General features: G+C 39.6%; 26 protein-coding genes. 10 read left to right on the top strand and 16 right to left on the bottom strand.

The genetic code is table 11. The features are described from left to right. Positions 1-3 precede the first annotated feature (3 nt). The 6 genes from ACKWCF_RS08290 to ACKWCF_RS08265 are packed head-to-tail and all read right to left on the bottom strand — an operon-like array spanning position 4 to position 3,854. On the bottom strand, positions 4-1,428 hold the full coding sequence (locus ACKWCF_RS08290; RefSeq protein WP_409477105.1) for an aldehyde dehydrogenase family protein: 1,425 nt from the start codon (positions 1,426-1,428) through the stop codon (positions 4-6). 11 nt (positions 1,429-1,439) lie between these two features. Next, a complete protein-coding gene (locus tag ACKWCF_RS08285) occupies positions 1,440-1,724 on the bottom strand; it encodes a hypothetical protein (RefSeq protein ID WP_409477104.1) in 285 nt (94 codons plus the stop codon). A gap of 4 nt (positions 1,725-1,728) precedes the next feature. Continuing rightward, positions 1,729-2,163, bottom strand: a complete 435-nt coding sequence (locus tag ACKWCF_RS08280) for a type II toxin-antitoxin system RatA family toxin (RefSeq protein WP_409477103.1) — start codon at positions 2,161-2,163, stop codon at positions 1,729-1,731. Positions 2,164-2,199: 36 nt separating this feature from the next. Next, positions 2,200-2,484, bottom strand: a complete 285-nt coding sequence (locus tag ACKWCF_RS08275; protein ID WP_409477102.1) for a hypothetical protein — start codon at positions 2,482-2,484, stop codon at positions 2,200-2,202. A 6-nt stretch (positions 2,485-2,490) separates the two neighbouring features. After that, entirely contained in the window at positions 2,491-3,453 is a 963-nt protein-coding gene (gene glpX / locus ACKWCF_RS08270; protein WP_409477101.1) for a class II fructose-bisphosphatase, read from the bottom strand. Next, positions 3,432-3,854, bottom strand: a complete 423-nt coding sequence (locus ACKWCF_RS08265; RefSeq protein WP_409477100.1) for an acyl-CoA thioesterase — start codon at positions 3,852-3,854, stop codon at positions 3,432-3,434. The genes glpX and ACKWCF_RS08265 overlap by 22 nt, the downstream gene beginning before the upstream one ends. A gap of 46 nt (positions 3,855-3,900) precedes the next feature. Between ACKWCF_RS08265 and pgsA the strand changes: the two genes are divergently transcribed. Then, positions 3,901-4,452 (top strand): CDP-diacylglycerol--glycerol-3-phosphate 3-phosphatidyltransferase, encoded by a 552-nt coding sequence (pgsA, locus tag ACKWCF_RS08260; protein ID WP_409477099.1) that lies wholly within the window; start codon positions 3,901-3,903, stop codon positions 4,450-4,452. Positions 4,453-4,463: 11 nt separating this feature from the next. After that, positions 4,464-4,610: a hypothetical protein gene (locus ACKWCF_RS08255; protein WP_409477098.1), complete on the top strand. Its 147-nt coding sequence runs from the start codon at positions 4,464-4,466 to the stop codon at positions 4,608-4,610. A 186-nt stretch (positions 4,611-4,796) separates the two neighbouring features. Here the strand turns inward: ACKWCF_RS08255 and ACKWCF_RS08250 are convergent, their stop codons facing one another. After that, complete coding sequence (locus ACKWCF_RS08250; RefSeq protein ID WP_409477097.1) at positions 4,797-5,240, bottom strand: hypothetical protein; 444 nt, start codon at positions 5,238-5,240, stop codon at positions 4,797-4,799. Positions 5,241-5,323: 83 nt separating this feature from the next. On the opposite strand from ACKWCF_RS08250, the gene ACKWCF_RS08245 reads away from it, so the two are divergent. The 7 genes from ACKWCF_RS08245 (at position 5,324) to ACKWCF_RS08215 (ending at position 13,258) form a co-directional block, all read left to right on the top strand. Further along, positions 5,324-6,589 carry an MFS transporter gene (locus tag ACKWCF_RS08245; RefSeq protein WP_409480238.1) on the top strand — a complete coding sequence of 422 codons (1,266 nt, stop codon included), beginning with the start codon at positions 5,324-5,326 and terminating at the stop codon, positions 6,587-6,589. A gap of 2 nt (positions 6,590-6,591) precedes the next feature. Beyond that, positions 6,592-8,256 carry an Rnase Y domain-containing protein gene (locus ACKWCF_RS08240; protein ID WP_409480237.1) on the top strand — a complete coding sequence of 555 codons (1,665 nt, stop codon included), beginning with the start codon at positions 6,592-6,594 and terminating at the stop codon, positions 8,254-8,256. A gap of 86 nt (positions 8,257-8,342) precedes the next feature. Beyond that, entirely contained in the window at positions 8,343-8,759 is a 417-nt protein-coding gene (locus tag ACKWCF_RS08235; RefSeq protein ID WP_409480236.1) for a hypothetical protein, read from the top strand. 232 nt (positions 8,760-8,991) lie between these two features. Beyond that, positions 8,992-9,591: a DUF4956 domain-containing protein gene (locus tag ACKWCF_RS08230; protein ID WP_409480235.1), complete on the top strand. Its 600-nt coding sequence runs from the start codon at positions 8,992-8,994 to the stop codon at positions 9,589-9,591. Positions 9,592-9,599: 8 nt separating this feature from the next. Beyond that, complete coding sequence (locus ACKWCF_RS08225; RefSeq protein WP_409480234.1) at positions 9,600-11,384, top strand: HlyD family secretion protein; 1,785 nt, start codon at positions 9,600-9,602, stop codon at positions 11,382-11,384. Further along, positions 11,371-12,492, top strand: a complete 1,122-nt coding sequence (locus ACKWCF_RS08220) for a hypothetical protein (protein ID WP_409480233.1) — start codon at positions 11,371-11,373, stop codon at positions 12,490-12,492. The genes ACKWCF_RS08225 and ACKWCF_RS08220 overlap by 14 nt, the downstream gene beginning before the upstream one ends. After that, positions 12,482-13,258 carry a VTC domain-containing protein gene (locus ACKWCF_RS08215; RefSeq protein WP_409480232.1) on the top strand — a complete coding sequence of 259 codons (777 nt, stop codon included), beginning with the start codon at positions 12,482-12,484 and terminating at the stop codon, positions 13,256-13,258. The genes ACKWCF_RS08220 and ACKWCF_RS08215 overlap by 11 nt, the downstream gene beginning before the upstream one ends. Here ACKWCF_RS08215 and purM read toward each other — a convergent pair. The 9 genes from purM to ACKWCF_RS08170 form a co-directional block, all read right to left on the bottom strand. Further along, positions 13,255-14,268, bottom strand: a complete 1,014-nt coding sequence (gene purM, locus ACKWCF_RS08210) for a phosphoribosylformylglycinamidine cyclo-ligase (protein WP_409480231.1) — start codon at positions 14,266-14,268, stop codon at positions 13,255-13,257. The two genes, ACKWCF_RS08215 and purM, sit on opposite strands and share 4 nt — an antisense overlap. Positions 14,269-14,279: 11 nt before the next feature. Continuing rightward, on the bottom strand, positions 14,280-15,845 hold the full coding sequence (purH, locus tag ACKWCF_RS08205) for a bifunctional phosphoribosylaminoimidazolecarboxamide formyltransferase/IMP cyclohydrolase (protein WP_409480230.1): 1,566 nt from the start codon (positions 15,843-15,845) through the stop codon (positions 14,280-14,282). Then, the gene (locus ACKWCF_RS08200) at positions 15,845-16,612 is read right to left on the bottom strand and encodes a phosphoribosylformylglycinamidine synthase subunit PurQ (RefSeq protein ID WP_409480229.1); all 768 of its coding nucleotides are present in this window, start codon (positions 16,610-16,612) and stop codon (positions 15,845-15,847) included. Before ACKWCF_RS08200 ends, purH begins: the two co-directional genes overlap by 1 nt. After that, positions 16,612-19,611: a phosphoribosylformylglycinamidine synthase subunit PurL gene (locus tag ACKWCF_RS08195; protein WP_409480228.1), complete on the bottom strand. Its 3,000-nt coding sequence runs from the start codon at positions 19,609-19,611 to the stop codon at positions 16,612-16,614. Before ACKWCF_RS08195 ends, ACKWCF_RS08200 begins: the two co-directional genes overlap by 1 nt. Before the next feature lie 9 nt (positions 19,612-19,620). Then, the gene (gene purN / locus ACKWCF_RS08190; RefSeq protein WP_409480227.1) at positions 19,621-20,211 is read right to left on the bottom strand and encodes a phosphoribosylglycinamide formyltransferase; all 591 of its coding nucleotides are present in this window, start codon (positions 20,209-20,211) and stop codon (positions 19,621-19,623) included. Then, a complete protein-coding gene (purD, locus tag ACKWCF_RS08185) occupies positions 20,204-21,502 on the bottom strand; it encodes a phosphoribosylamine--glycine ligase (RefSeq protein WP_409480226.1) in 1,299 nt (432 codons plus the stop codon). The genes purN and purD overlap by 8 nt, the downstream gene beginning before the upstream one ends. Beyond that, positions 21,499-22,539 carry a phosphoribosylaminoimidazolesuccinocarboxamide synthase gene (locus tag ACKWCF_RS08180; RefSeq protein WP_409480225.1) on the bottom strand — a complete coding sequence of 347 codons (1,041 nt, stop codon included), beginning with the start codon at positions 22,537-22,539 and terminating at the stop codon, positions 21,499-21,501. The genes purD and ACKWCF_RS08180 overlap by 4 nt, the downstream gene beginning before the upstream one ends. Positions 22,540-22,541: 2 nt before the next feature. Continuing rightward, positions 22,542-24,041: an amidophosphoribosyltransferase gene (gene purF / locus ACKWCF_RS08175; RefSeq protein ID WP_409480224.1), complete on the bottom strand. Its 1,500-nt coding sequence runs from the start codon at positions 24,039-24,041 to the stop codon at positions 22,542-22,544. An 83-nt stretch (positions 24,042-24,124) separates the two neighbouring features. Next, a complete protein-coding gene (locus tag ACKWCF_RS08170; protein WP_409480223.1) occupies positions 24,125-24,583 on the bottom strand; it encodes an NUDIX hydrolase in 459 nt (152 codons plus the stop codon). 176 nt (positions 24,584-24,759) lie between these two features. Here ACKWCF_RS08170 and ACKWCF_RS08165 point away from each other — a divergent pair, with 176 nt between their 5' ends. Beyond that, complete coding sequence (locus ACKWCF_RS08165; RefSeq protein ID WP_409480222.1) at positions 24,760-26,052, top strand: hypothetical protein; 1,293 nt, start codon at positions 24,760-24,762, stop codon at positions 26,050-26,052.

Below are 26,052 nucleotides of genomic sequence, written 5' to 3'. Positions count from 1 at the left end.
CTTTTATGTAAATCTAGTCGTGCTGACAACTTGAATATCGGTAAATTCAGTAAATCCGTGCGCTCCAAGCTCGCGGCCTATTCCAGAAGATTTAACACCGCCAAAAGGAAGCATCGCATTTGAAGCGACCGCATCGTTAATGGCCACAAAGCCTGATTCAAAACGTAAAGCCACCTCTTGGGCGTGCTGAATACTTTCTGAATACACCGAACCACCAAGACCAAAATTCGTATGGTTTACAAGCTTTAATCCCTCTTCAAGATTGGCCACTTCAAACACTAACAATGTCGGCGAGAAAAATTCTGTGGTTTTTAAATATTTTAAAAACTCCTCAGTTAACTTTCTAACTTTTAAAATACGAATAGGTACAAAAGCTTGCCGCGAAGGTTCAGTGCCCAAAGATTTAACTATGTTTTCATCAGGATGGCGCTCGTAAACAACTTCACAGAAGTTTTTAGCGTAAGCTAAACGGGCTTCATCTTCAGGTTTAAATCTAACCGAAGCTAATGGGCCCAAAGTGGTGCTTTTATCTAAAACATCGCCCCAGATATATTTGTCAAAATTGACAATCAATTGATCAATCAATGCTTTTGAAATTTTTTGTTCAACGACCACACGCTTAGCCGCGATACAACTTTGTCCAGTATTTTGCAGACGAGATTTAGTGATATTAAACGCCGTTTTTTCAATATTCGCGTCACTTAAAACTAAATGCGCATCACTTCCACCAAGCTCAAACACGCCGCGCTTCATATATTTACCAGCGTATTCGGAAAGTAAATAGCCGGCTTTAACAGAGCCCGTAAGACTTACGCCACCGACGCGGTTATCAGCAATAATTGATTCCGTTAAACTGTGATCAAAGATCAAATGATCGAAAATATTTTTAACTTCAACTTGCGAAAGAACTCTTTTAATTAAATTTCCTGTCGAAGGTGTATTTTCAGAGTGTTTTAATAACACGGTATTTCCCGCTAAAAGTGCTGGAAAAATCATACGCACCGACTGCCAGAATGGAAAATTCCATGGCATCACACCTAAAATCACCCCTTTAGGTTTGTGATAAATCTGATGACTTACTTTTTCTGAATCAGAGAAAGTTTTAACAGGTTTAACATCAAGCTCAGGGCACGGCGCTGTACACATGTATTCTAACGACTGAAGCGATTTATCAATTTCAGATAAACTTTGAGCGTAGGGTTTACCCATTTCTTCAGTGATCATTTTTGCTAATTCATCTTTTGCCTGGCTAAATAAACCAACGGCTGGACGCAAGACCTTCTGTCTTTCTGCAAAAGACAAAGTGCTCCAGCGCTTAAAGCCAATATGAAGGTTTTCTAAAGCTTTTGAAACATCCGTTGCTGTTGCAAACGGATATTCGTGCAAAAATTTTCCCGTAGCGGGATTATAAGTTTTAAAAGTAGCCATAGGATTATCTCCTAAGTTTTAGAATCGTCTTTCTTCATGATTTCGATTTCAGCTGTCACTTTAAATTTGTGATTTTCAGCAAATTTCGAAAACTCTTTTACGAAATCGATTTTTTGAATCAAAGAAATCATTTCATTGGTCGCTTTTAACGTGATGTCGTCTTTAGTTTTTAAAACCTGGCCAACAACTGTCGTTAAAAGCTCTTTAGAAATGTCTGTGGGAGAACCGGCCGTTAAGATTTTCTTAATAGCATCGGTGATCTTTGGATCTTTTTTGTCGTTATCTCCGTTACTCACTGACTTATTTCCCGTAAACTGTTTTGATTCGTTTTTTGAAATTATTAATCATAATCGGCAAATTCACACTGACCAGCGTGTTAGCCATTGGGCCCGGCACTAACATCCCAAAAGTGGCCTCAACTGAGTAATTAACCTTACATTTGTCAGCACCTTCTGGGGCAATTTGCCAAGAGCCTTTCATCGTTTTAAACACATCGCCACCGATAAAGTGAAAATCCACTTTCGAAGGAGCGTTTTCTGTCGATTGAAGTTTGTATTTAAAAGTTTTAACTAAAGAAACGCTGTATTCCATTTCTTTAACGTGACCGTCGTTTTTAGTGATTTTTACAGATTTTACTTCAGGTAAAAATTCTGGGTATTTTTCGAAATCAGATACGATTTTGAAAAATTCCTCTGGAGTGCAATTGAAAACTTCCGATGTCTGGGCTGTTGCCATAATGAAATATCCTTTCTTCCTTGATATTCTTTTTAATTAACTTTTCTTAAACAGAGCTTCTGCCGCCGCTTTTAATTTTGCTTTTTCATCCATCGCAGGACCTTTGCCTGACGGTTGAAAAAAATCGCAGAAGTTAAACTTCTCTTTATCGCGCACCACATCTGCCGATGGTTCACGGCATTCGTTGTACGCTTTTGGATCATAGAACTGACAGTTCTTGCAAACATGCAAATCCTGGCGACAGTGCAAACACTCTTCGCGGTAGCCGACTTTAGCGTCGACCTTATTTGCTTTTTGGCATTTAAAACAAATCAGTTCCATCAAAAATTAAACCTGAGGTTTGATTGAGAAATCGTGATAAGTTTCTACGTTTCTGATTGTTCCAGTTTGTGAACGCATAACCACTGAATGCGTGCGTGCTTTGCGGCCCGGATAAACTTTCACACCTTTAAGTAAAGGTCCATCTGTTACGCCTGTCGCACAGAACATCACGTTGCCTGAAGCCAGTTCATTTAACGTGTATTTTTTATTTAAATCTTTAACGCCCATACGAAGTGCGCGCTCTTTTTCTTCTTCGTTTCTGAATTTTAGACGGCCTTGAAAGTCGCCACCTAAACAGCGCATAGCTGCGGCTGAGATAACGCCTTCTGGTGCTCCACCGATACCGAATAACACGTCAATTCCTGAATCTGGCCAAGCTGCTGCAACAGCGGCTGATACGTCACCATCACCGATTAAGTGAATACGTGCGCCAGCTTTTCTAACTTCTGCAATTAAAGCTTCATGGCGAGGACGTTGTAAAATAACCGCTGTGATTTCGTTCACCGGTTTTTTTAATGCTTCAGAAATACGATTTAAATTTTCAGTCGCTGATTTATCAATGTCGATACAACCTTTAGCCGCAGGTCCTACGGCGATTTTATCCATGTAAGTGTCTGGTGCATGTAAGAAGCCACCACGCTCAGCCATAGCCATTACTGAAATAGAACCAACACCACCTGTGGCGCAGATCGTTGTTCCTTCTAAGGGATCAAGCGCGATATCAATAGCTGGAGCATCGTCAGTCTTATTACCCACTTTTTCGCCGATATATAACATCGGAGCTTCATCACGTTCACCTTCACCGATCACAACTGTTCCGTCCATACGAACAGAATCGAAAGCTTTTCTCATAGCATCAACAGCGGCTTGATCCGCGGCTTTTTCTTGGCCAGAGCCAATCCATTTTGCTGAGGCAATGGCTGCTGCTTCGGTAATACGTACAAATTCTAAAGCCAGGTTTCTGTCCATGGGGTATCCTTTTTAACTGCGTCAATGTATTTGGGAGCCAGACGCTTTGGTTTTAACTTTTCATTTACACTACAGTGGGTTGTTTCAGCAATGGCACAAATGTTTGTGTCATTTAAAACTTTGTATTGAAATCGCAAAATAATGCCGTCGATTTGAGCCTGCATTTCAACGCGCATATTGTCGGAATACTTAATCGGGGCCTTATGCTTCACTCGCGTTTCAACCACTGTTAAATCAAAGATATTTTGATGCTCAAAATCGAAATCGCTCGGTACATGGGCAACAAACTTTCTGCACCATTCAACCCGCGCCTCTTCTAAAATGCGTAAGTAATTAGAATGGTGAACAATACCCATTAAATCCGTCTCATAAACGTGAATAATTCGCGAAAAAGTGAACATCGACATATCTTGACATAAGGGGCCCTGCTCACTCAAGATCAAAGCGATGAAGAAACTTCCTCTCATTCTTACGGTGGCCCGCATCTTTGCTACGATTCCTGTGGCTGTTTTATTACTCTACAGTGATAGCTACCCCGAGTTTTATTTTGATTGGATTGCCGTCGTTCTTTTTTACGCAGCCTCTATTACCGACTACTACGATGGTTACTTCGCCCGCAAATACAATGCAGTCACTAATCTTGGTAAATTCTTAGACCCCGTAGCTGATAAAATTTTAGTAATGGCGATCTTAGTGATCTTACTTAAGCAGGGCTTAGTTGATCCGTGGATGGTGATTTTATTCTTAACCCGCGACACTTTGGTGGGTGGAATTAGAGCTGCCGCTTCTGCTGACGGCTTAGTTATTCCTGCTCAAACTACAGGCAAATGGAAGGCCGCTTTACAAATGATCGCCGTTCCTTTCATGATGGTGAACGAAATACATCCCTATTTTCCTAACCAAATAATCGGATATGGACTTCTTTGGTTCAGTGTTTTATTAAGCCTCATCAGCGGTTGGGATTACTTTAAACTCTACTTAGACGAAAAAAAGTCTTAAAAGGGAATGTCATGCTTCACTATATGCAAATGAGAAATTGGTTTATCGTGTTTATGGCGTTAACGCTCACATATATGATCCACCAACGCATGAATCAGAACAAAAGCTCGGCCGCATCTTTACGCGCTCAAGCGATCGTCACTTCAATTTTTCGCTAGTTTCTAAGAATGTAAGAACGAAGTATAAACCACTTCGTTCTCGATAAGATTAATTTTTCTACAAAACTCTTTCCCTCAAACGATCATCTGGAATTGCAAAGCAATTCCAGATGCACCAAGCCGCCTCCAGGATTTCTTTAAAATTCAAAGCTTTTTCGGCGCGGTAGCTGAGAGTTTCTCTAAATACTACAACAAAAAGAAAAACTTTAACCAGCTTAAGAAGCCTTCGTCTTTAGGTACGTCGGCGCAGTTGGTGAAGTTTTGCAATAAACGGGCATTTTTATCTGTCATACCTTTAGATAACTGCCATGGTGGGTACGGAAAAAACGCAGCCACTACGCAGTTGCCAGCTTGAACAGCACCCCATTTACGGTCTTCACTTGAAGCCATATGGATTTCGTTGGTGCGAAGATCTTTGATCGCTACAGAAAAAGAAAAAACCTGAGGGTTGAACGGTTGATTATTAGTAATCACGGCTTGCGGAGACACATGCTCAATTTTTTGCACTTCACCAACAACTTTTGACTTAAAAACAAAAGAGAAATTCCAGATAAGTACCCAGAATAAGAAGAAGAAAATAACAAAACTAATAACTGCTTTTTTTGCTGTTGATAATATTTTTAACCACATTCTTATTTTGTATCACATAACGCAGGACGTTCACAAAAGAAAACCTTCAAGTGTGTACTCCTAAAAGCTAGAATTTACAGATTGTGTTTACGTCGTTAGAGAAAAAAATATTAACTGTCTTAGCTTTTGTTCAATTCAATCACATCGTGGATTTCATGATTATCATGCCGATGGGAACTCAATTGATGCGTTTATTTAATATCGAAGCGCAACAGTTCAGCCTTTTAGTTTCAAGCTATACATTTTTTGCCGGTCTTTCAGGTTTTCTAGCTTCGTTTTACATGGATCGTTTTGATCGTAAAAAAAGTTTACTGCTTTTATTTACCGGATTTACCTTAGCGACAATTTTTTGCGGATTAGCGCGTGACTATCACAGCCTACTGATCGCTCGTGCGATGACAGGATTTTTTGGCGGCGTGATGAATTCAATTATTCTTTCAATCACGTCAGACTTAATTGATTACAAACGCCGTGGCATGGCCATGGGCTTTTTAGCGACAGCCTTTTCAGCCGCTTCAATTATGGGTGTTCCATTTTCAATTTTCTTATCACAATCTCTGATGTGGTACGCCCCATTTATTTTCTTAGCTCTTTTATGCTTAATTATCTTAGTGGGCATTCACAGATATGTTCCAAGCATTAATCAGCACTTAAATGAACAACCGGTACAGCACGTGCCACGCACGACTTTCTGGCAACCCGTTGTTTCTGTTCTGCAATCACCCGTTCAGCGTGTTTCTTTGATTTTTATGTTTTTTGTGATGTTTTCGCATTTTAGCATCATTCCGTTTATTGCTACTTCTCAGGTTGTTAACGCGGGCTTAAGCGAACAGCAATTAACATGGATCTATTTGATCGGCGGAATCTGTTCTTTCTTTAGTGCTCCCATTGTGGGTCGTATGTCAGACAGCTACGGCAAAGCTAAAGTTTATTTTTACTCGATTATGTTTTCGATTGTGCCAATTATTCTTATCACACATCAAGGTCGTGATGGTCTTTGGTTGATCTTACTGTATGCGGGATTATTTTTTATCTCGGCAGGCTCTCGTATGATTCCGGCACAAGCTTTAGTTTCGGCGGCAGTTTCATCACAACAGCGCGGAACATTTATGAGCTTACTAAGCTGCCTTCAATCATTAGCGATGGCCGCTGGTGCTTATATCGCTGGATTAATTGTAACAATTGATCCCAAAGATGGACGTTTATTAAATTACCCAACAGTTGGTTACATGGCCATCGGTGTTGGCTTATTCACATTAGTGATTTTACAGAAATTAAAATATTTAGATCAGCCAACAGCTACCGATCATGAAGCGATGGTAGAGGCTGAAGTTCAGGGACAAATTTAATTATGAGTTTAGATGTCGTTTTAAATTTTATTATCGGGTTAATATTCGGTGGCGGAGTTATCTTTGCAATTTCTCGCGCTGTTCAGCGTATGGTTCTTAAAGAAGCTAAAGAAGAAGCGGCCGATATCGTTAAAGAAGCGCAAGACCAATTCCAGCTTGAAGAAGATGAACGCAATGAAGTGATTCAGGAAATTGAATTAACCGCATGGGGAAAAGTCGAAGAAGCCCATTTATTAATGGAAGGCCGTTGTTCTGATTTAGAACAACAAATTGCAGACCGTAAAAAAACGCACGAAGAAACCGATAAAGGCAACCGTGCCGGTTTATTTAAACTTGAGACTGAGCTTCGTGATCTTTCAATGCGTTTAACAGACCAACAAAAATCATTTCAGGTTTTTGTCGATAAATTAAACCAGCTTAAGCAAAACTACCAAACTCAACTGCATAACAAAACTCAGCTTAAAGAAACTGATGTTATTCGCGACATTACAACTCAGTTAATCACTGAAGCAAATCAAGATTTTGAAAACTACATTAACTTTGCCGAAGAAGAACATAAAGAGTTTGGCGAAGCCAAAGCTAAGCGCATTTTAGGTTTATGTATCGACCGCTTCACAAAAGAAATGAGCACAGAAAGAAATATTGCTTCAAGTTACTTTCCAGATGAAAGAGTGCGTGGACTTTTCTGTCAAAACTTAAAAGACAATGTCGCCGCCGTCGAGGAAGTTACAGGTTGCGATATCTTTATTGATGAGAAACCAGATCCAGAAAGAATGTTAAATATTCAAGTGATTGGTTATGATCCGGTTCGCCGTGAATTAACTCGCCGCTTGTTTGAAAAAATGTTTAAAGACATTGAAAAACACAATAAACCAACAACGCCTGAACATATCCGTAAGACCGGCGAAAATTTAAAAAATGAATTGTTAAAACAAATCAAAAAAGATGGAGATCTTCAGGCTAAAGAACTTGGCATGCAGAACGTTCACCCTGAAGTTCGCCAAGTTATGGGTTCGCTTCGTTACCGTTATTCGTATACGCAAAACCAATACTTTCACTGTGCTGAAGTGGGTTGGTTTGCTTCACTTCTTGCCGCTGAAATTAAAGCGGATATTAAAAAATCAAAACGTGCAGGCTTACTTCACGATTTAGGTAAAGCTTTAGATCACCAGTTTGATGGTTCCCACGCCGTCATCGGTGCGGATTTCATCGAAGCTCGCGGCGAAGACCCTGAAGTGGTTCATGCGGTTCGCGCCCATCACTATGACGTACAACCTGAAGCTGATATGGATTTCTTAGTGATCGCAGCCGATGCGATTTCTGGCGGACGCCCAGGCGCCCGTCGTTCAACGATGGAAACATACACGCAAAAAGTAACAGGTCTTCAAGAGATCTCTAAACGCTTCCAAGGTGTCACAGACGTGTTTGTGTTAAACGGTGGACGTGAATGCCGCGTATTAGTGAACTCTCGCCAGGTCGATGATTTAGGTGCTTTACAGATTGCTGAAAAGATCGCAAAAACCATTGAAGAAGAGATGCAATACCCAGGACAAATCAAAGTTGTTGTGGTTCGTGAAACGATCGCTTCTGAATCTCGCCAAGGCCATGGCCACCAAGGTGGGGGCAATCATGGTAAACACGAAAACCACAGAGAGCGTAATCGTTAATCTTTCGCGGGAAATTAGCCCCGAAAACATCTCATTTACTTAAGAACAAAATTTGCATCAGGTTCCCCGGATCTTGGGGGACTTTGGTGAAAAAACTTATTCTATTTTTATCGCTACTTTTAATGACTCAACTGACGGCTGCAACGATCAGTCGCTATAACCTGTGTCGCGTGTGGTATTCTTTCGATATTTTTCAGACTTACCTTAATTTATCAGTAGATCTTAACGGACCTACTTTAATTATGGATCAACATATCCCCTACGGTATTCGCCCTATGGGAAACGATATTACCCAGATCTCTTGTGCCCCTGAGACCACGACCCTTCAAATTTCTGCAAAGAACGGCTTTAACCAAGATATTCGCTTTGGATTCAAGTCCCAAGGAGGACACCAAACTCAGTCAGGCACCGTAACCTATCTAGATCCTAAGGGAAATCCCTTAAGTTCTAAAGACTGGGAATGCTCTCTGGAGGCTGTTAAGAAGCTTTGTTTAGAACTATAAGCCCCCAAAAAAGACCGTCCAATTTTTGTACGCTCCATGAAATGAATTCTCTATAAGCATATTTTGATTTATAGAGCCCCTTAAATTTGAGAAAACTTAAACCTACGAAAAAAATAACGAAAAACTAACGTATTTTTGAGGCTTATCCATGTTTGATTTCGGCGTTTTAAACTCAACCACAACCCATTTAAGCGAATTCTCTATTCTTTTTGCCTTCTGCTTATCGTTCGTTATGGGCTGTATGATTGCTTTTACCTACATTAAAACTTTCCGTGGTCTTTCGTACTCACGTAACTTTATTCACTCATTAATCTTAAGCCCGATCGTAACAGCGATTGCTATGCAGGCCATTGGCGATAACGTAGCACGCGGTATCGGTATGATGGGGGCTGTTTCATTACTGCGCTTTAGAACTAATATTAAAGACCCACGTGATATGTTTTTTATCTTTGCTTCACTGGCTTTGGGTCTGGCGGCAGGAGCGCACTCTTACATTATCGCGGTCTTTGGAACTATCGCCTTTGCCGTCGTAGCTGTGATTCTTCATAAAACACCTTTTGCTAACGAGACGTATTTTGATGGTCTTTTAAGACTTAACTTAGATAAAAGCGGCGACGATGTGCGTGCCTTAGAGAAGCTGTTAAGCGATAACTGTTCGAATTTCTATTTACTTAACGTGCGCGAGGTCGCTCAGGGTGACCGTGTCGACTACACTTACCAAATTAAATTTAAACCAGGAAAAACATCACACGAGCTTGTTGTTCAGGTTCAAAAACTTCCATCGGCTAAAGCTGTCAATGTGATGATGCAAGAAACTGTTGTGGATTTATAGGATGTAATATGAAACAAGTAACGAGCAAGAATCATAATTTAATTTTCGCCTCGATTATCGCAGCTATTGTCATCTGCGGTTTGTTGTACAACTCGATTCGCGTTGAACGCATCGGTTTTTTAGGAATCGCTGATTCTAAAGAGTTACAAATCAACTTTGAATACCCGGTTGAAGTTAAACGTATTCATGTGATTCAAGGCCAGAACGTGCGCAAAGGTGATTTGCTTTTAGAACTTGATCAATCTGAGTTAAATACCAAAATTCGCGAAGTCGAGTTCAATATGAACCGCCTTTCATCAGAGATTAAATTACGTAAGCAATTTGCACGCATTATTCCTAAGTCTTCAAAAGCCGCCTCTAAAAATGCTGGCGAATTTACCAATCCATTGCAATCTGAATACGACGATTTGGTTAAAGAAAAAGATTACTTAGAAAAAAAGAAGAAAAACCTTTATGTCTTCTCGCCGGCTGATGGTGTGGTTGGACAAATCAATTTTAAAGTTGGCGAAAAAGTAGGTGGCTTTGCCACTTTAATGACTTTAGCTAACAATTCTCCAACATTTGTAACTGGCTTTATCAATGAAAGTCTTGATGTGAATTTAACTGAAGGCCAACATGTCAAAGTTCGCTCGGCAGCACGTCCTGATGTTACTGCAACAGCTGTCGTAAAAAGTATTGGCCGCAGAACCGTTGAAATGCCTTTACGCTTATTAAAGTACCAGAATGTAACAGCTTATGGCCGCGAAGTGACTTTAGCTTTAAGTGAAAACAATCAATTCTTAATCGGTGAAAAAGTTGTCGTTGACCCGTCTAAGCCTATCTTAAGTTTTATGGCGATCGCCAAAGCTTCAAAAGGCGAATTACTTTCTAGCTTTGAAACTTCAAGCCAATTTTCACTCAAGAAAATGGATATTCCCAATTCACTTTATGAACTCACTAAGTTTGAACCTTCTGGAGCTATTTGGCTTACCGATTTAAATAAGTACTTAGTGATCAGTGATGATACAGATGACACTCACTCGCCTCTTTTATTTTTAATGAACCGCGATGGTAGCATTGATAGCGCTCCGTTAAAAGTTTCTGGCCTATCTGAAATTATGGATATCGAATCGATTGCCCAAGACGGCCAATTTATCTATTTATTGTCTTCTCAATCTCGTAACTCGAGTGGTGATGTTAAAAATAACCGTAGTTTAATCGTCAAAGTTAAACGAGTCGGTTTAGAATTAACCGCTGTTACTAGCTTTCAATTACGCCCGCTTTTAATGGATGCTTTAAGTAAATCTAAAGATACCGAATTAAATGCTTTGGGTTTAACTATTCAAGCTGGCACTGTTAAAAACGGAGATCTTGATATCGAAGGTATGACTTTAATTGGAAACGATATCTTGCTTGCTTTAAAATCTCCACATAACTCGTCTGATGATAGCTACATCCTGCGTTTAGCGAATAAAGACTATATCTTCACGAACAAATACTTTCATGCATCACAAGTGTCGGTTGAGGCTAAATTAAACTTTCATGGAAAAACTGAAACTGATGAAAGCAATCAAATGGGTTTAAGCGACCTAGTTTATGCTGATGGCACGTACTATCTTTCTACAACATGCAAAAAAGCCAACTGTTCAGCTTTATGGAAAACTTCAAAACTTGCTAGCGATCACCTTAAACTTTTAAAAACCTTTCCGGTAAATCAGTTAGAGGGTATTGCGCTTGGCCATGCTAACGAAATCCTTGGCGTCTTCGATGAAGGTAAGAGCGAACCTTATTATTTTATCAATGAAACACACTAAACTATTTCTAACTATTCTAAGTTTAGCCGCGGTTAAAGCTTATGGCTTTCAATCCCCTTTTAAAGATGCGCAACTAAGCGTTGCGAACAAAGACTTAGAAGGACAAACTTACGAATACGCCTTAAAATTCAAACTTTTTGGCTATGAAGAATACCAAAAATGGGGAAAAGTGCGTGAGATCGACTTGCGCTTTAAATCCCTGAATAGCCAGTTTATCAATTCAGAAACAGATCTTAATAACATTAAAAGCTACATTCAGGCTTTAGATGTAAAGCAAAAACAAAAACAATTTCAAGACTATAACAAATGGATGAGTAAGTTTCGCGATACACTGACGGCGACTTATGAAAATTCAGATACCGATGTAAGTACAGTCATGAAAATCATCGCTCAAGACGAAGAAAAACAAATCATGGGGCTTGAGCTCAATGAACAGAAAAATGAACTAGTTCCATTACTTGCACAAATGCGTATGACTTGGGAGCAAGTTCCTGGCGAAGCGGTTCTTAATGTTAAAAATATTCATAATCTGATCGATTCATTTAGCACGAACTATTTAGCGACCCAGTCAGCGAAATCTTATGATCTGTATTCAAAATTAGCTATGGCCGAATACGAATACAACCGCGTTGAAGACACCGCGATTTTTGATGGCTTTGAAGTAGTTTATGAAAAAGACTACGAAAAAGATAACGACAAGGGCGCTTACGGCATTAAGGCAGTATTTAATTTAAATTTCTTACGTGAATTTAAAACGCTGTATTATTCTGACAGATACAACCTGCAAAGAAAGTTATTAACTGAACGAACAAATACACAAACGCGAGCTAACGAACTTAAAAACATTAAAGAAACTCTTAAACACGACATCGAGCTTGTTCAAGAGCTGCAAAAATCGAGTTTTAAAGAAGATAAGTTCTTAAACAATAAAAAGAACATCTATAATGTGATTGATCTGCAAACGATTCAAAGCTTGCAAAAAAACAAGTACGAAAAGAACTCTAAGTTAGTTTCTCTTAAAACTTCGATCTTAGAGAAAGTTTTAACCTTGATGTACGAATCTGAACGTCCACTTACACTCGTTGAGCTTAGAAAGTATGTCAGATAATCAAGCTGGCGTATCGCCCCTATTCTTTGAACGTTACGAGATCAAGTACTTGATCCCTTACCGCTTAGTTGATCCTATCTCAGAATACGTTAAAGCTTATTGTGATATGGATTATTATTCAGAGGTTTCGCCGGATAGCTTCTATACGATTAATTCTTTGTATTTAGATTCACCGGTTCATACCTTTTACCATAACAGCGATGGCGTAAACCCCAAACGTTTTAATATGCGCATTCGTTCTTATGGCGATGATCCAAAACCACCGTATTTTTTTGAAGTTAAAGAGAAAACAGCCGACTTTGTGAAAAAAAGCCGCGCCAAAGTAAAAACGCCGAATATTCAATCTGTCTTAGAGGGTACGTACAAACCTGAAGATATTGATATGGGTTCAAAAAAGAATTTAGATAAGTTTTTAAGTTATGCTCAGATTTACAATGTTCAGCCGCAGGTTTTAACCCAGTACCGCCGCCGGGCCTTTCTATCAAACGTTGAAGACTACGTTCGTATTACCTTTGATGTGGATTTAAAATGCAAAGAAGAAAACACTTTTAATCTTTGGCCGAATCCCCGTGAAATGCTGAGCTATGATTCATCGTTAATTTTCGACGATGGAGCAAGCAGCGAAAGTTTAGCTATTTTAGAACTTAAATGCGAAAGCCGCGTGCCACTCTGGTATTTAGATTTAATCCGCGTCTTTGAATTAGAGCGCGGATCTTTTTCTAAATATGGTAACTCGTTAGAGCGCGTGACAAAGCTCTACCTCTAGACGATTTCTTCACCTTTTAAAAACACTTTGCCAGTACCTGGCTTAACTTGTCCTAAAACAAATGATTTTTCACCGAGTTCATGCAAGGCCTGCATCACTTGTTCTGGTTTATCTGTGGCGATCACAAAGCCTACGCCCATATTAAACGTTTTGTGAAGTTCTAACTCTGTTAAACCACTCATCGCGCACACTGACTGCATAAAAGCGGGTAAGCTTGCGGTTTGCGTGACTTCGTAATCGAATTTTTCATTCATACGCGGGATATTTAAAAATCCAGAACCTGTGATATTTGCTAGACCTTTAACGTTGTCTTTAAATTTAGTAAGAAGAGATAAAATGCTATTTACGTAAATTTTTGTCGGTGTCAGACAATCTTTTTTTAACTGCTCTAGTTCTTGAGTTGAAAGCTTCTGACTTGCGATATCTGTAATGATCTTTCTAACTAACGAATAGCCATTTGAATGAAATCCCGAACTTTGAATCGCCACTAAGGTATCACCGGCTTTTAACTTAGTGCCGTCGACTAAGTTATGCGTAAACACCTCACCCACAGAAAAGCCGGCTAAGTCATAATCACCTTCTTGGTACATACCGGGCATTTCTGCGGTTTCGCCACCGATTAAAACCATTTTTGCTTGCAGACACCCTTCAACAATACCTTCGATAATTTTTTCTGAAGTTTTGAGTTCTAATTTTGAACTGGCAAAATAATCTAAGAAAAATAACGGTTTGGCACCGGAGCAAATAAGATCGTTCACACACATCGCCACTAAATCAATACCGATGGTGTCGTGCTTATCTAATTCGATGGCTAATTTAAGTTTAGTGCCCACCCCGTCTGTGCTTGAAGCTAAGAATCTTTCTTGATCCATTTTATAAAGAGCGCAGAATCCCCCGATCCCCGCCTGCACACTTTGGTTGTATGTGGATTTTACCATTTGTGAAATTTTATTCACAAACACATCCGCTTTATCGATATCTACACCACTGTCTTTATATGAAATAGCCATATTACCCTCTTCTAATGACGAAAATGTCTTACGCCAGTCATCACCATAGCGATACCGTACTTGTTACACGCTTCGATCACTTCGTTATCACGGATACTTCCACCCGGCTGAACGATCGCTTTAATGCCTACTTCGTTGCAAACATCGACTGAATCAGCAAACGGAAAGAACGCATCAGAAATCATTAACACTTGATCCATCGGGATATTTTTCATCTTCGCACGGTGAACCGCTAATAAACGTAATGAGTCGAGGCGGTTTGGTTGTCCCATGCCTGTGCCTACTAATGAAAAACCTTTGTCAGTTTTTGCAACTAACGCAATACCGTTTGATTTTAAATGTTTACAAGCTAACACGCCGAAATCGACTAACTCTTGATGATGAGCTGTTAATGCATTTTGAGTCACAAGTTTTACTTCTTCAATTTTTGCAGATCTTTCATCTTCATCCTGAATTAAGATGCCGCCAGAGATAGAACGCATCATCGTTTCTTTTTGTTTGTATTCACGAATTGGCGTTTTAAGAAGTCTTACGTTTTTCTTTTTTGTGAAGAACTCTAAAGCTTCAGGCGAGAACTCAGGAGCGATCAAGACTTCAATAAAATTTTGCGTAAGAAACTCAGCATGCTTTGCTTCTACTCTATAAGAACAAGCAATGATGCCACCGAAAGCTGAGATATTATCACCATTCCAAGCTTGCATTAAAGAATCAAAACTCTCTGTCGTGGCAGCTAAACCACAAGGGTTAGCGTGCTTAATAACCGCAGTCACAAACTTATTTGGTGAGGCGTGAGCCACATCACTCATCACGCGCCAAGCGCTATCAGCATCCATCCAGTTATTGTAAGATAATTCTTTGCCTTGAATAAACTGTGCTTTGGCTAAAGTGATTGTTGAGTCAGTATTATTCTTAATCATTAAGCTTGCGCTTTGATGAGGATTCTCACCATAACGTAAAGTCTGATTTAATTTTGGCATATAATTTTTAGTTAGCTCTTGAGCGATGGCTTGATCGTATTCAGCCACGCGTACTAAGGTTTTGATTGCTTGATTTCTTCTGAATTCAAAACTTGTATTCGCTTTATTTTCCATAAAGTGAGTCATAAAGTTCATGTACTCATTTGCACCAGATAAAACCGTGACTGATTCATAGTTTTTAGCAGCGGCACGTAACATTAATGGTCCACCGATATCGATGTTTTCAATTAACACATCTTCGGGTGAGTTTTGATTCATATATTTTTCAAACGGATACAAGTTACAGATCACAAGATCAATCGGCTTGATATTTAGATCTTTTGATTCTTTTTGATCTTGCTCATGGTATCTGCGAAATAATAATCCAGAAGAAATCTGAAAGCTGATGGATTTCATTCTTCCACCAAAAGCTTCTGGATTACCTGTTAACGATTCAACACTCGTTACAGGTAAACCTAACTCTTCTAAGTATTTTTTAGTTCCACCAGTTGAGATAAGTTCAACCTTGTATTCGAATAAGAACTTCGCAATTTTATCAATACCGGTTTTATCTGAAACGCTGATCAAGGCTCTTTTGATTCCTAGGTTTTCTGTTTGCATTACAACATCTCCTCACAGTGCTTAACTGCGTTGATAAAAAATTGAGTTCCCAAAGCTTGCTCTGATTTTTTGGCTGTGCCGTCTGGCAATAACCAGTTCGACGTGGCCGCCTCTGGGTGTGGCATTAAACCTAAAATACAGCCCGTTGGATCGGTAACGCCTGCGATCTGCTGATAACTGCCATTCACATCTTCGGTGTACGATAAAGCAATTTGTCCGTTGGCCACTAACGACTGAAAAGTATTATGTTGCGTAGCCTGATCACCGGCAAAAGTGATTTTTCCTTCACCGTGGCGGATCGGCAGCTGAATCTCTTTTCCTTGTAAAGACTTAGTCCAAATACATTTTGATTCAGGAACTTTAAGGCTTACCCATTTATTAATAAAATGACCTTGGCGGTTATGAGTTAGTGTCATTTGTCTTTCGGTAAATGGTTTTGGCAATAAGCCTAAACGCACTAACACCTGAAAGCCGTTACAGATACCGATAATTAATTTTCTTTGATTGATAAATTCAGTGAGTGCCACACCTAAAGAATATTTAAGCTTTAACGCTAAGATCTGACCTGAACCAATTTCATCACCGAAGGAAAAACCACCTGGTAAGGCTAAAATTTGATAGTGATTTAACTCTCCTGGCTGATCGATGAGATCTTGCACGTGCATGATTTTAGTTTCGCAACCGTATTGTGCGAAAGCTAAGGCTGTTTCATTTTCGCAGTTAATACCATCGCCCGTTAAAATAAGAGCTTTTACTTGTTTACTCATTAGTTTACCCCTTGGCGCGCCTGCGGCACGACGTCTCCCTTAGCTTTAATACGATAAGCGTTTAGGCTTTCAGCATTTGTTACAATTAATTTATTTTTAATTTCTAATTGCGCGCTAGCCGTCACAGTTCCTAAAAACGTTAGATCGCTCGTAAATAAAGCTTCGAATTCTTTTTGCTTCGCTTTTTCAGTTGTAACCACAATACGTCCCGCACTTTCTTTAAAGAGATCAAGCGTGGTATCAATTTGCATTCCTAATGTTGTCGCCATAATTTTTTCAGTCAGTGAAACAGCCAAGCCGCCTTCAGAAACATCATGTGCACTTTTCACAAAACCAAGTGTAATGGCTTTATGTAAAGATTTATAAAGTTCTAACTGCTTTTTAAAATCTGTTAATTGATCAGGACCCATTAAGTAAACTAAATCACCAGAGGCTTTGGCTTCACTTGTAGTAATATGACTTAACGATCTTACACGCCCCATAGCTGTCACTAATAAAGTCGGTTGCACCGAAATCTTCACATCATCAGCCATAAAATCATTTTTCATCGAGTCTTTACCGCTGACAAAAGGCATGCCGTAATCAGTACTTAAATCATAGATCGCTTTAGAGGTACGAACTAGTTGCGCAAGCTTATGGGCCCCGTCTGGATTTTTCTTAGAGGTAATCGGATCAGGCCAGCAGTAGTTATCAACTAACACCATCTCGGTTGGGTCTGCGCCCACACAAACACTGTTTCTAACCGCTTCATCTAATGCATGAATCGCCATCTCGTAAGCGTCATATTGGCTTACCTGTGGAGCAATACCGCAAGAAATAGAAATCGCATTATCTTGTTCACCACCATGCGGGTATAACCAAATAACGCCAGCATCAGTTGGTGCGTGACGACCAATTTCTTTTGTTCCGGTAAAAGGTTTAACTAAGGTCGCAGCTTTCACTTCGTGATCGTATCTACGAACTAAGTGTTCGTGTGATCTGATATTTGCCGAAGATAATAACGAAAGTAACTGCTCTTTAACTGAAGCTGGTTTTGCAGCCTCTTTAATTTTACCTTTTAACCAGTGCGAAGCTTTAGAAGCTTCAATTGATGAAGTATCAATATGGGCTTTTAACTGCATTGGTTTTAATGATTCATGTAAGAAATGAAGATTTAAATCAGCAACAGTTTTACCTTGATAGCGTACTAAAAGTTGACCTTGGTTGGTAAACTCCCCGATCACTGTCGATAGCACGTTACGTTTTTCTGATAATTGTAAGAACTGGTGAATCTTTTCTTTCGGCACAGCGAAAGTCATACGCTCTTGCGATTCACTCACCATTAATTCAAACGGCGAAAGCCCTGGGTATTTTGTAGGTGCTCTATCTAACTCAACAATAGCGCCATTCGTGTACGTGGCCATCTCACCCACCGATGAACTTAAGCCCCCTGCTCCGTTATCTGTCACACTTGAAAATAAATCTAAGCGTCTTGCTTCGATTAAAAAATCACCTAAACGTTTTTGTGTGATTGGATCACCGATTTGCACAACAGAGGCTGGTGCATTTTCGTTTAACTCCATCGAACTAAATGTGGCGCCGTGGATTCCGTCTTTACCGATTTTACCACCCGACATCACGATATAATCGCCGGCTTTTTGTCTTTTTTCAGCGGTTGATTGGTTATGTTCAGTCTGCGGCAACACCCCGACTGTTCCGCAGAACACTAATGGTTTACCTACGAAATCATGATCGTAAACAAAAGCGCCGTTAACAGTTGGAATACCTGACTTGTTACCGCCATCTTGCACGCCTAAATGAACACCTTCAGCGATACGGTCTGGATTTTTAAGTTTAGAGTGAAGTTTAATATTATTTTCTTTAAAGAACGAATCTTCAGCCAAACAAAATACATTGGTATTCGCGATAGGCTTAGCACCTTGACCGCAGCCTAAAATATCACGGTTTACACCTAAAATACCTGTTAGTGCCCCACCGTAAGGATCAAGAGCTGATGGCGAATTGTGCGTTTCTACTTTAATACACACATCGACATTTTTATCAAAACGAACAATTCCTGCATTGTCGTGAAAGATCGAAACTAACCATGGTAAGTTTCGATCAGCTTTAATCTTTTCCGTCGCTCCGCGGATAAACGTTTTAAATAAACTGTTTACTTCAAAATGACCAAGCTTTCTCATATGGCTTGGAAGTTCGCCTTCAGAGTATTCAATATGACTGGCAAAGATTTTATGTTTGCAGTGCTCTGACCAGCTTTGCGCAATCACTTCCATTTCAACATCTGTCGGATTACAGTCTAGTGTCTTAAAATAATCGCGAACAAAGTAAATTTCTTCTAAGCTTAAAGCCCAGCAGTTATCAGTATTTAACTTTAATAATGACTGCTCATCTTGATTTAAATCAATTGTTGTCGCTTCAAGTGAAGTTGCGATCACTTCAACAATCTTAGGCGCCTGCATACGCGCGTTTGTTTGAATCGCGTCTTTACGTTGAATGGTCACTTTTTGTAATAACTGATTGGCTAGCTTTTCATAAGTGAATTTTTCATAATCAGCATCAGCTAAATCTGCAGTCGCTTGCATGAAATAACATTCACCTGAAGCTACGTTTAATTCGTATTTCTTAAGATCTGGAATAAGCTTAAAAGCTTCTAAAACCGCATGTGCTGAATTATCAGTAACACCGGGTTTAAAGCTGATATCACACAGCACAGGATTTGAAAAACCACGTTTTCCTAAGTAAGAAATCATATCCAGGTTTTTGGATTCAGAAGAAAATAAAACTTCGGTCACTGAATCAGTTAAAATCGTCTTGGCATAAGTGTCGATTTCAGGAATGGGCTCATTTGATTCTAATAAAAAATAATTCGCTTTAAATAGCTTATCAAATTTTATGTTGCAGTATTTTGTAAACCATTCAGTGAGTTTATTTTCAGACAAACTCATTTCGGTCGGTTGATATTGGTTCGGGTAAATTTCAAATCTGTAAGTCGTTTTCAAGTCAGTCTCCTATGACGAAAATTCAACGAAAAGTTTCTCTAAAATAATAGGGTAAATTCTGTTTTCAGCCGCTAAACCGCGCGCTTTAAAAGTTTCAAAGTCTTCACCTTCGATTTTTTTTAAGCGTTCTTGGTAAATCATTTTTCCGGTATCCATACCTTCATCGACGAAATGAATCGTACAACCATACTCGGCCAGGCCTGAGTTAAAAGATTGCTCATAAGCCTCTTTTCCCGGAAATAGCGGCAATAATGACGGATGGATGTTTACGACTTTAAATTGTTTGATTTTTTGATCGTAAAAATTCATTAAAAAGTTTTTTGATAACAGTTTCATAAAACCGGCTAATACAATCCAGTCAGGCTGATATTTTTCAATCACATGAACTAGACGATCTTCGAATTGCACTTTAGATTCGTCTTTAGTTTTAACAACTGTTTCAGCTTCAACCCCTAAATTTTTAGCGCGTTGTAAAACTAAAGCTTCTGACTTATCGCTAATGACAGAAGCCACTTGATACGTGTTATGCGCTTGCGCGTAGCGAATGATGCTTTCAGCGTTTGATCCACTTCCAGAAGCTAAAATTACAATCTTAGCCACGCAAAGCCTCTTTCGTTAAGCCTTGTACGCCGATATCAGTTCTAAATTGCGCTCCAGCGAAGTTAATTTTTACAACATCACCGTAAGCTTTGGCACGAGCGGCTTCATAAGTATCAGCCAACGCGGTTAAACCTAACACGCGACCACCGGCAGTTAATAAATGACCGTCTTTACGATCAACACCGGCAAAAAAGATTTTAGATTTTAATTCAATCGGAAGAGTAATTTCATCACCACTACGAACTGAAATTCCTTCAGTGCCTGGGTAACCGTGGGCGGCCATCACCACATGAATCGCTTTTTCAGGCGACATCTCGATTGAAGTATTATGTAACACACCTTCAGCACAGGCTAAAAAAAGTGGAACAATATCATCTTCAATTAAAGTCATCAAAGCTTGCGTTTCTGGATCACCAAAACGCACATTAAATTCTAAGGTTTTATAGCCGTTAGGGGTTTTCATTAATCCGGCAAATAACACTCCTGAAAAAGGCATTCCGCGTTTTTTCATTTCAGCAATCGTCGGTTTAATAATTTTATTCATAACGACTTCTTCATCGCCGTCGTTAAAAAATGGCGATGGTGAGATCACACCCATGCCACCGGTATTAGGCCCTTGATCGTGATCACGCAAACGTTTGTGATCACCGGCGGTTCCCAAGAAAGTTACGTTATTTCCATCACTTAAAGCAAAGACTGAAACCTCTGGACCAACTAAAAATTCTTCAATGAGCAAATCCTGAACTTTAAAACCCAAGATATCGTTAAGCATAAAATCTTTAACGGCTTGAAAGGCTGCGGCTTTATCAGAGCAAACAACCACACCTTTACCTGCGGCTAAACCATCAGCTTTAACAACCATTTGCGTCCAAGGTGTGCGCTCAATAAATTCGCTGGCCGCTTGGAAATTTTTAAAAGCTTTGTAAGCTGCTGTTGGAACATTCGCCGCCTGCATGATTTCTTTGGCAAAAGTCTTCGATGATTCTAACTGCGCGGCCGCTTTCGAAGGACCGAACACTTTTAAACCGTTCGCTTTAAATAAATCACAAATCCCTAAACTTAAGGAATTTTCAGGGCCTACAACTGTTAAATCAATTTTTTCTTTAAGTACAAAAGCTAATAATTCTTCAACTTCTGTAGCTTTAATATTTACCGGTGTCAGATTTGGCAGTTTATGAAACATCCCGCCGTTACCGGGAGCTACAAAAACCTGTCTGACTTTGATTGACTGCAAGATCTTCCAAGCTAATGCATGTTCACGCCCACCAGAGCCCACGATTAAGATTTTCATAAATATTTCTCCACGTAATTTTTAACATTCAATTCTGGAGAAAATGGCCGTGGTAAATTCATTAATTCATAAACCGAGTTACAATACCCTTGATACAGATCTTCAGCTTTTTGTTTATTTTGGCTAGATAACGGCTGCGGCTGTTGGCCATACTTGGTTTTACAAATTTCTTTAAAATCAACCAAAGTGATCAGCGATTCTTCTTTGGCAGCATTTAAAGCATTGTACCATTCAGACTCTTTATAAACTTCGCGTAAAAATTCTTTAGAAAGACTTTTACCATGGCTGATCAAACGAAGTTCATCAATGCCGATAGAATCGACCAGCATAAAATCACGCTCCAAACCTTCACCTTGCGTAAAAGCAAATTCAACTTTTCCATCCCAAAGCTCAAGACCCATCTTCTGATGAAAGTCTTTTAAACTGAGTGCGATTTCAGTCGCCAGATTTTTTAGCTTTTGAAACTCACCTTCACTCATTCCAGAAATCGTGCGGGCCTCGTCATAAGTTAAATAACGATCACCAGTTTCTAATTTGGTTGAAAAATCAATTAACGGGACTTCTAATAGCGCCCCCTCTAAAGGAACTGCCGTTAAGCCAAATTGTTTTACTAATTCAGGATTTGTCTTAAAACGTTTTGATAATGAATTACCTTTCGGTAGTCCTAAGCGAAAAATCACTTCTAGCGGAACCAAAGCATTTACTAAACGGTCTTGGTAAGCCCGGTAGTTATAAACAGCACCTTGCTTGGTTGGGCGAACGACTTTAACATTTTTAACTTTACAGCAATTGGTAATACCCGATCCTACAAGCCCCAACATATGATGTTTAAGACCTATGTGTTTTTCTAGATATTGAAAAAAAGCATAGCCCATTAAATTTAAAGCTGAACCTTTACCCGAAATTTGATCGGGCATCTCACCCCAATCAAAAATCGAATAACGATCTGAATATTCAAAAACTAAAGAATCATCCGACGTAGATCCACGTACATTTTTAACTGAGCCTTGGTACAATAAAGGAGGCAATTGATTCATAACTACGCCTCTCGGTGCGCTTGGCGCATTTCACTAAATGATTTCGTGTTGCAATCAACCGGGTATTTTCCGTCAATGCAAGCCATACAAAGTTTCTCTGAACCGATAGATTTCTTTAAACCTTCAGTGGTTAAATAAAAAATATGATCAGCGCCCAACATCTTAGCCACTTCGGGCTCGGTTTTACCATGCGCCACTAATTCATTCGGATCTGGAAAATCGACCCCGTAAAAACAAGGATGACGAATCGGCGGACAAGTTGACGCTAGATAAACTTCATTCGCCCCGGCTTCACGAACCATATCGATGATTTTTTTAGACGTGGTTCCGCGCACCACTGAATCATCCACAAGCATCACGTTTTTACCTTTAATTTCAGAGGCAATCGCTGTGAGTTTTAACTGCACGGCGCGCTTGCGTGATTCTTGCGTATTTAAAATAAAACTGCGCTGGATATAGCGATTTTTAATAAGAACTTCGCGGTACGGAATTCCTAAAGTTTCACTCATACTGATTGCGGCCACACGTGATGTTTCAGGAATAGGAACAATAATATCTGGCTTAATAGCACCGGAATCAATTTTCGAGCGAATTTCTTCGGCTAGGTGTTTGCCGAAATTTAAACGTGCGCCATAGATACTGACGTTTTCTAATTTAGATTCAGGATTAGAAAAATACACATACTCAAACATACAAGTTTTAGCCGGAATCTTATTCTGGGTTGAATAATTCGATGACGAATAAACTTCACCTGTATGATCGATAAAAATAATTTCACCAGGGCTTAAATCGCGCACGACTTCGTAGCCTAAAAAATTAAGCGCATTCGTTTCAGAGCTTGCGCAGTAACTGATGCCAAAGTTATTCGGTTGTTGTTTCTTTTCTTCGTCAGTTAGACGTCTGCGGCCTAAAATTAATGGCCTAATTCCGTGCGGATCACGAAAGGCAAAGAACCCTTTTTCTGCAACAACCCCCAAAACTGAAAATCCCCCTTTGGCTTGGTCAAAGAGGGATTTAACTGAGGATTGAAATTTATCGAAAGAAAAGTTTAGGTCATTTGTTGCTAATAGATTTTGCGAAAGAATATTTAATAAGGCTTCAAGATCGTTCTGCGTAAAGAGGATTCGGTTCGTGGTTTCTTTCAGGTCTTTTTTTAACTGGTAATAATTTACTATATTACCATTATGAACCATCCCGATACCGAAAGGATAATTCACCATCATTGGTTGCAAATCCCTCTTGGCATCGAGTGCAGTCTTTGGCCCCACCGTCGCGTATCTTGTGTGCCCGATACTGATATCGCCGCTGATGCCATAAAGTTTTGATTCGTCGAAAACTTTAGAAACGAGACCTACATCTTTATATAATGAGAAATTTTTTGATTGGGAATTGAACGAAAGGATCCCAGCTGCGTCTTGACCACGGTGCTGCAAGAGTTGCAGACCTTGTTGAACCTCTTGAGATGAATACGGAGTTCCAAAAACTCCAATTACACCGCACATGGGTACTCCTATAAAAAAACATCACATATGTTACTAGTCTACTGAACACATGGATGGTTAAGTGTTGTGCCACTACTATAGGATTAGATTTTTTTCTTATCAAGCAGATTGTCGGATAAAGTCTCTTTTAACATCTCGGGATAAAATGGCGTTGATTTTTGACTTAAAAAATTAGCATCAACCCATTCCGCGTCATTTAAAATTTCGCCGGGTTCAAAAAGTTTAATGCGCGTTTTATTATAATGAGACTTATCAATAAATTCGCAGACATAAACTTGAACAAGCTCATGTTTTTGTTTTCCATGCATTATATAGATACTTTCAAAACTTCCCGCATGAGCAATAACTCTAACTTCTAAATGCGTCTCTTCAAAAAATTCTCGTACAGCTGCTTTTTCAGACAGCTCACCAAACTCAACCCGCCCACCAACCAGTCTATATATATGTTGCCCTGAAGCTTTATCTTTTACGCGATAAACAAGCACCTTATCGCCATTGATTATCAGAACCTGCGCCTTAACTTTTACTCGTGGTGAACCCATAGCCTCATCCTCTCACTTTTTCTTATTTCCTGGAAGCTTTCCGAAAATCCGTAGAAAATCCGCTTTTTCGGACCTCAGATCAAAATAAACAGGGTTTAAAGCCCACCATAAATGGCCTCAATTTCGAAATAAGCCCTAGTCGAGAACACTAAAACCCTAACTAAAAGGATGTAAAAATGAAAAAAATGATCGTTTCCGGGATTCTAACCTTATCAGCTATCGCCAATGCGGCCCCCGCCGAAGTTTATGATGGCCGTGTTATCCGTAACAACACCAGCTCCCCCGTCTTACGCGACAGCGTAGAAACAAACCGAATCTATGTGCTACCGCCAAAACAAGGAAAAATCGCAAAGAAAACTGAAAACCTTTTCGTATCAAGATCGCAATGTGAAAATTTAGCGATCATCGAAAAAAGCGCCAAAGAATTAACACAAATTCTGGCCGATTTAGCCGTTCAGCAATTTACAATTCTTCGCGCTTTAAGCGCCGATAAAACTATTAGCGCCGAACAAAAAGCTGAATTACGCGCTGAATTCACGGCCAATGACGAACTCATCAGACAATTCAGAACAAACTTACAAAACATGTATGATAAAGATGCGGTAGCCGCTGCAGGTTACATCCACCTAGAATACGCAACGGATTGGGATGCTAATGTCAAACAACTGCAATACGACAATTCTGGCTTTTCTAAAGTGACGCCGCTAATCGGACAGAACGTACAAATTTCGATGCATATTGAAACATTAAAAAATTCAGGTGCTAAGCACTATATTGACTATGCAGTTAACGGTATCAACTCAAAAGATTTAAGCAATAAAGTCATGCAGTCCACAACTGATATTCTTTCTACGGATATCACATTAACAACCTTAGGAGCATGTTACTTCAAGTACCCGAGCTTATTTGGCTCTGAGGTAAAACCCAGCTTTAGCATCTATACGACTTATGATATTCCCAGAACATTTGCCTTTGATATTGATGCGAAAGTTAATCTATGGAAAGTTTATTCATACTTAAACGAACAAGGTTCAAGCGGTGGGCTTTTTAGCTCAAGAAGTTGGTCCGAAACTGTTGAAAGCGATTTAGGTGGATCATCATTTGATATCGACTGGAGTGCCGAAGATCCTGAAGATAAGATCTCGTCTGCAGACCAGATTAAAATCGCCAACGAAATCAAGGCGTCTTTATTAAGTAATCTAGCGACGATTATTTCGCAAAAAGCAGGTTTTACAATTGCTGACAAACCAGGTGCAACCGGCGCTTCGATGATTGCCGATGAGCTAGGTAAAATTCCAGATCCTGACGCTCAAGCCGCAGCAATCAACTTTAGAATTCTTAATGCTGTTTTAGGAAATTCTTCGAGCACAACATCTTACAAATACAATTTAGATGTGACAGCCACTCATAACTTCAGTTCAAAATCAGCTCGTTACGTAAAATACACAACAGCTTACACGGAGAACTAA

Source organism: Pseudobdellovibrio sp. HCB154 (genome assembly GCF_046267985.1).
In the GTDB taxonomy this organism is placed as follows: domain Bacteria; phylum Bdellovibrionota; class Bdellovibrionia; order Bdellovibrionales; family Bdellovibrionaceae; genus Pseudobdellovibrio.
The sequence above is the reverse complement of the archived record's forward strand: the minus strand, read 5'-3'. Positions and strand labels throughout refer to the sequence as shown.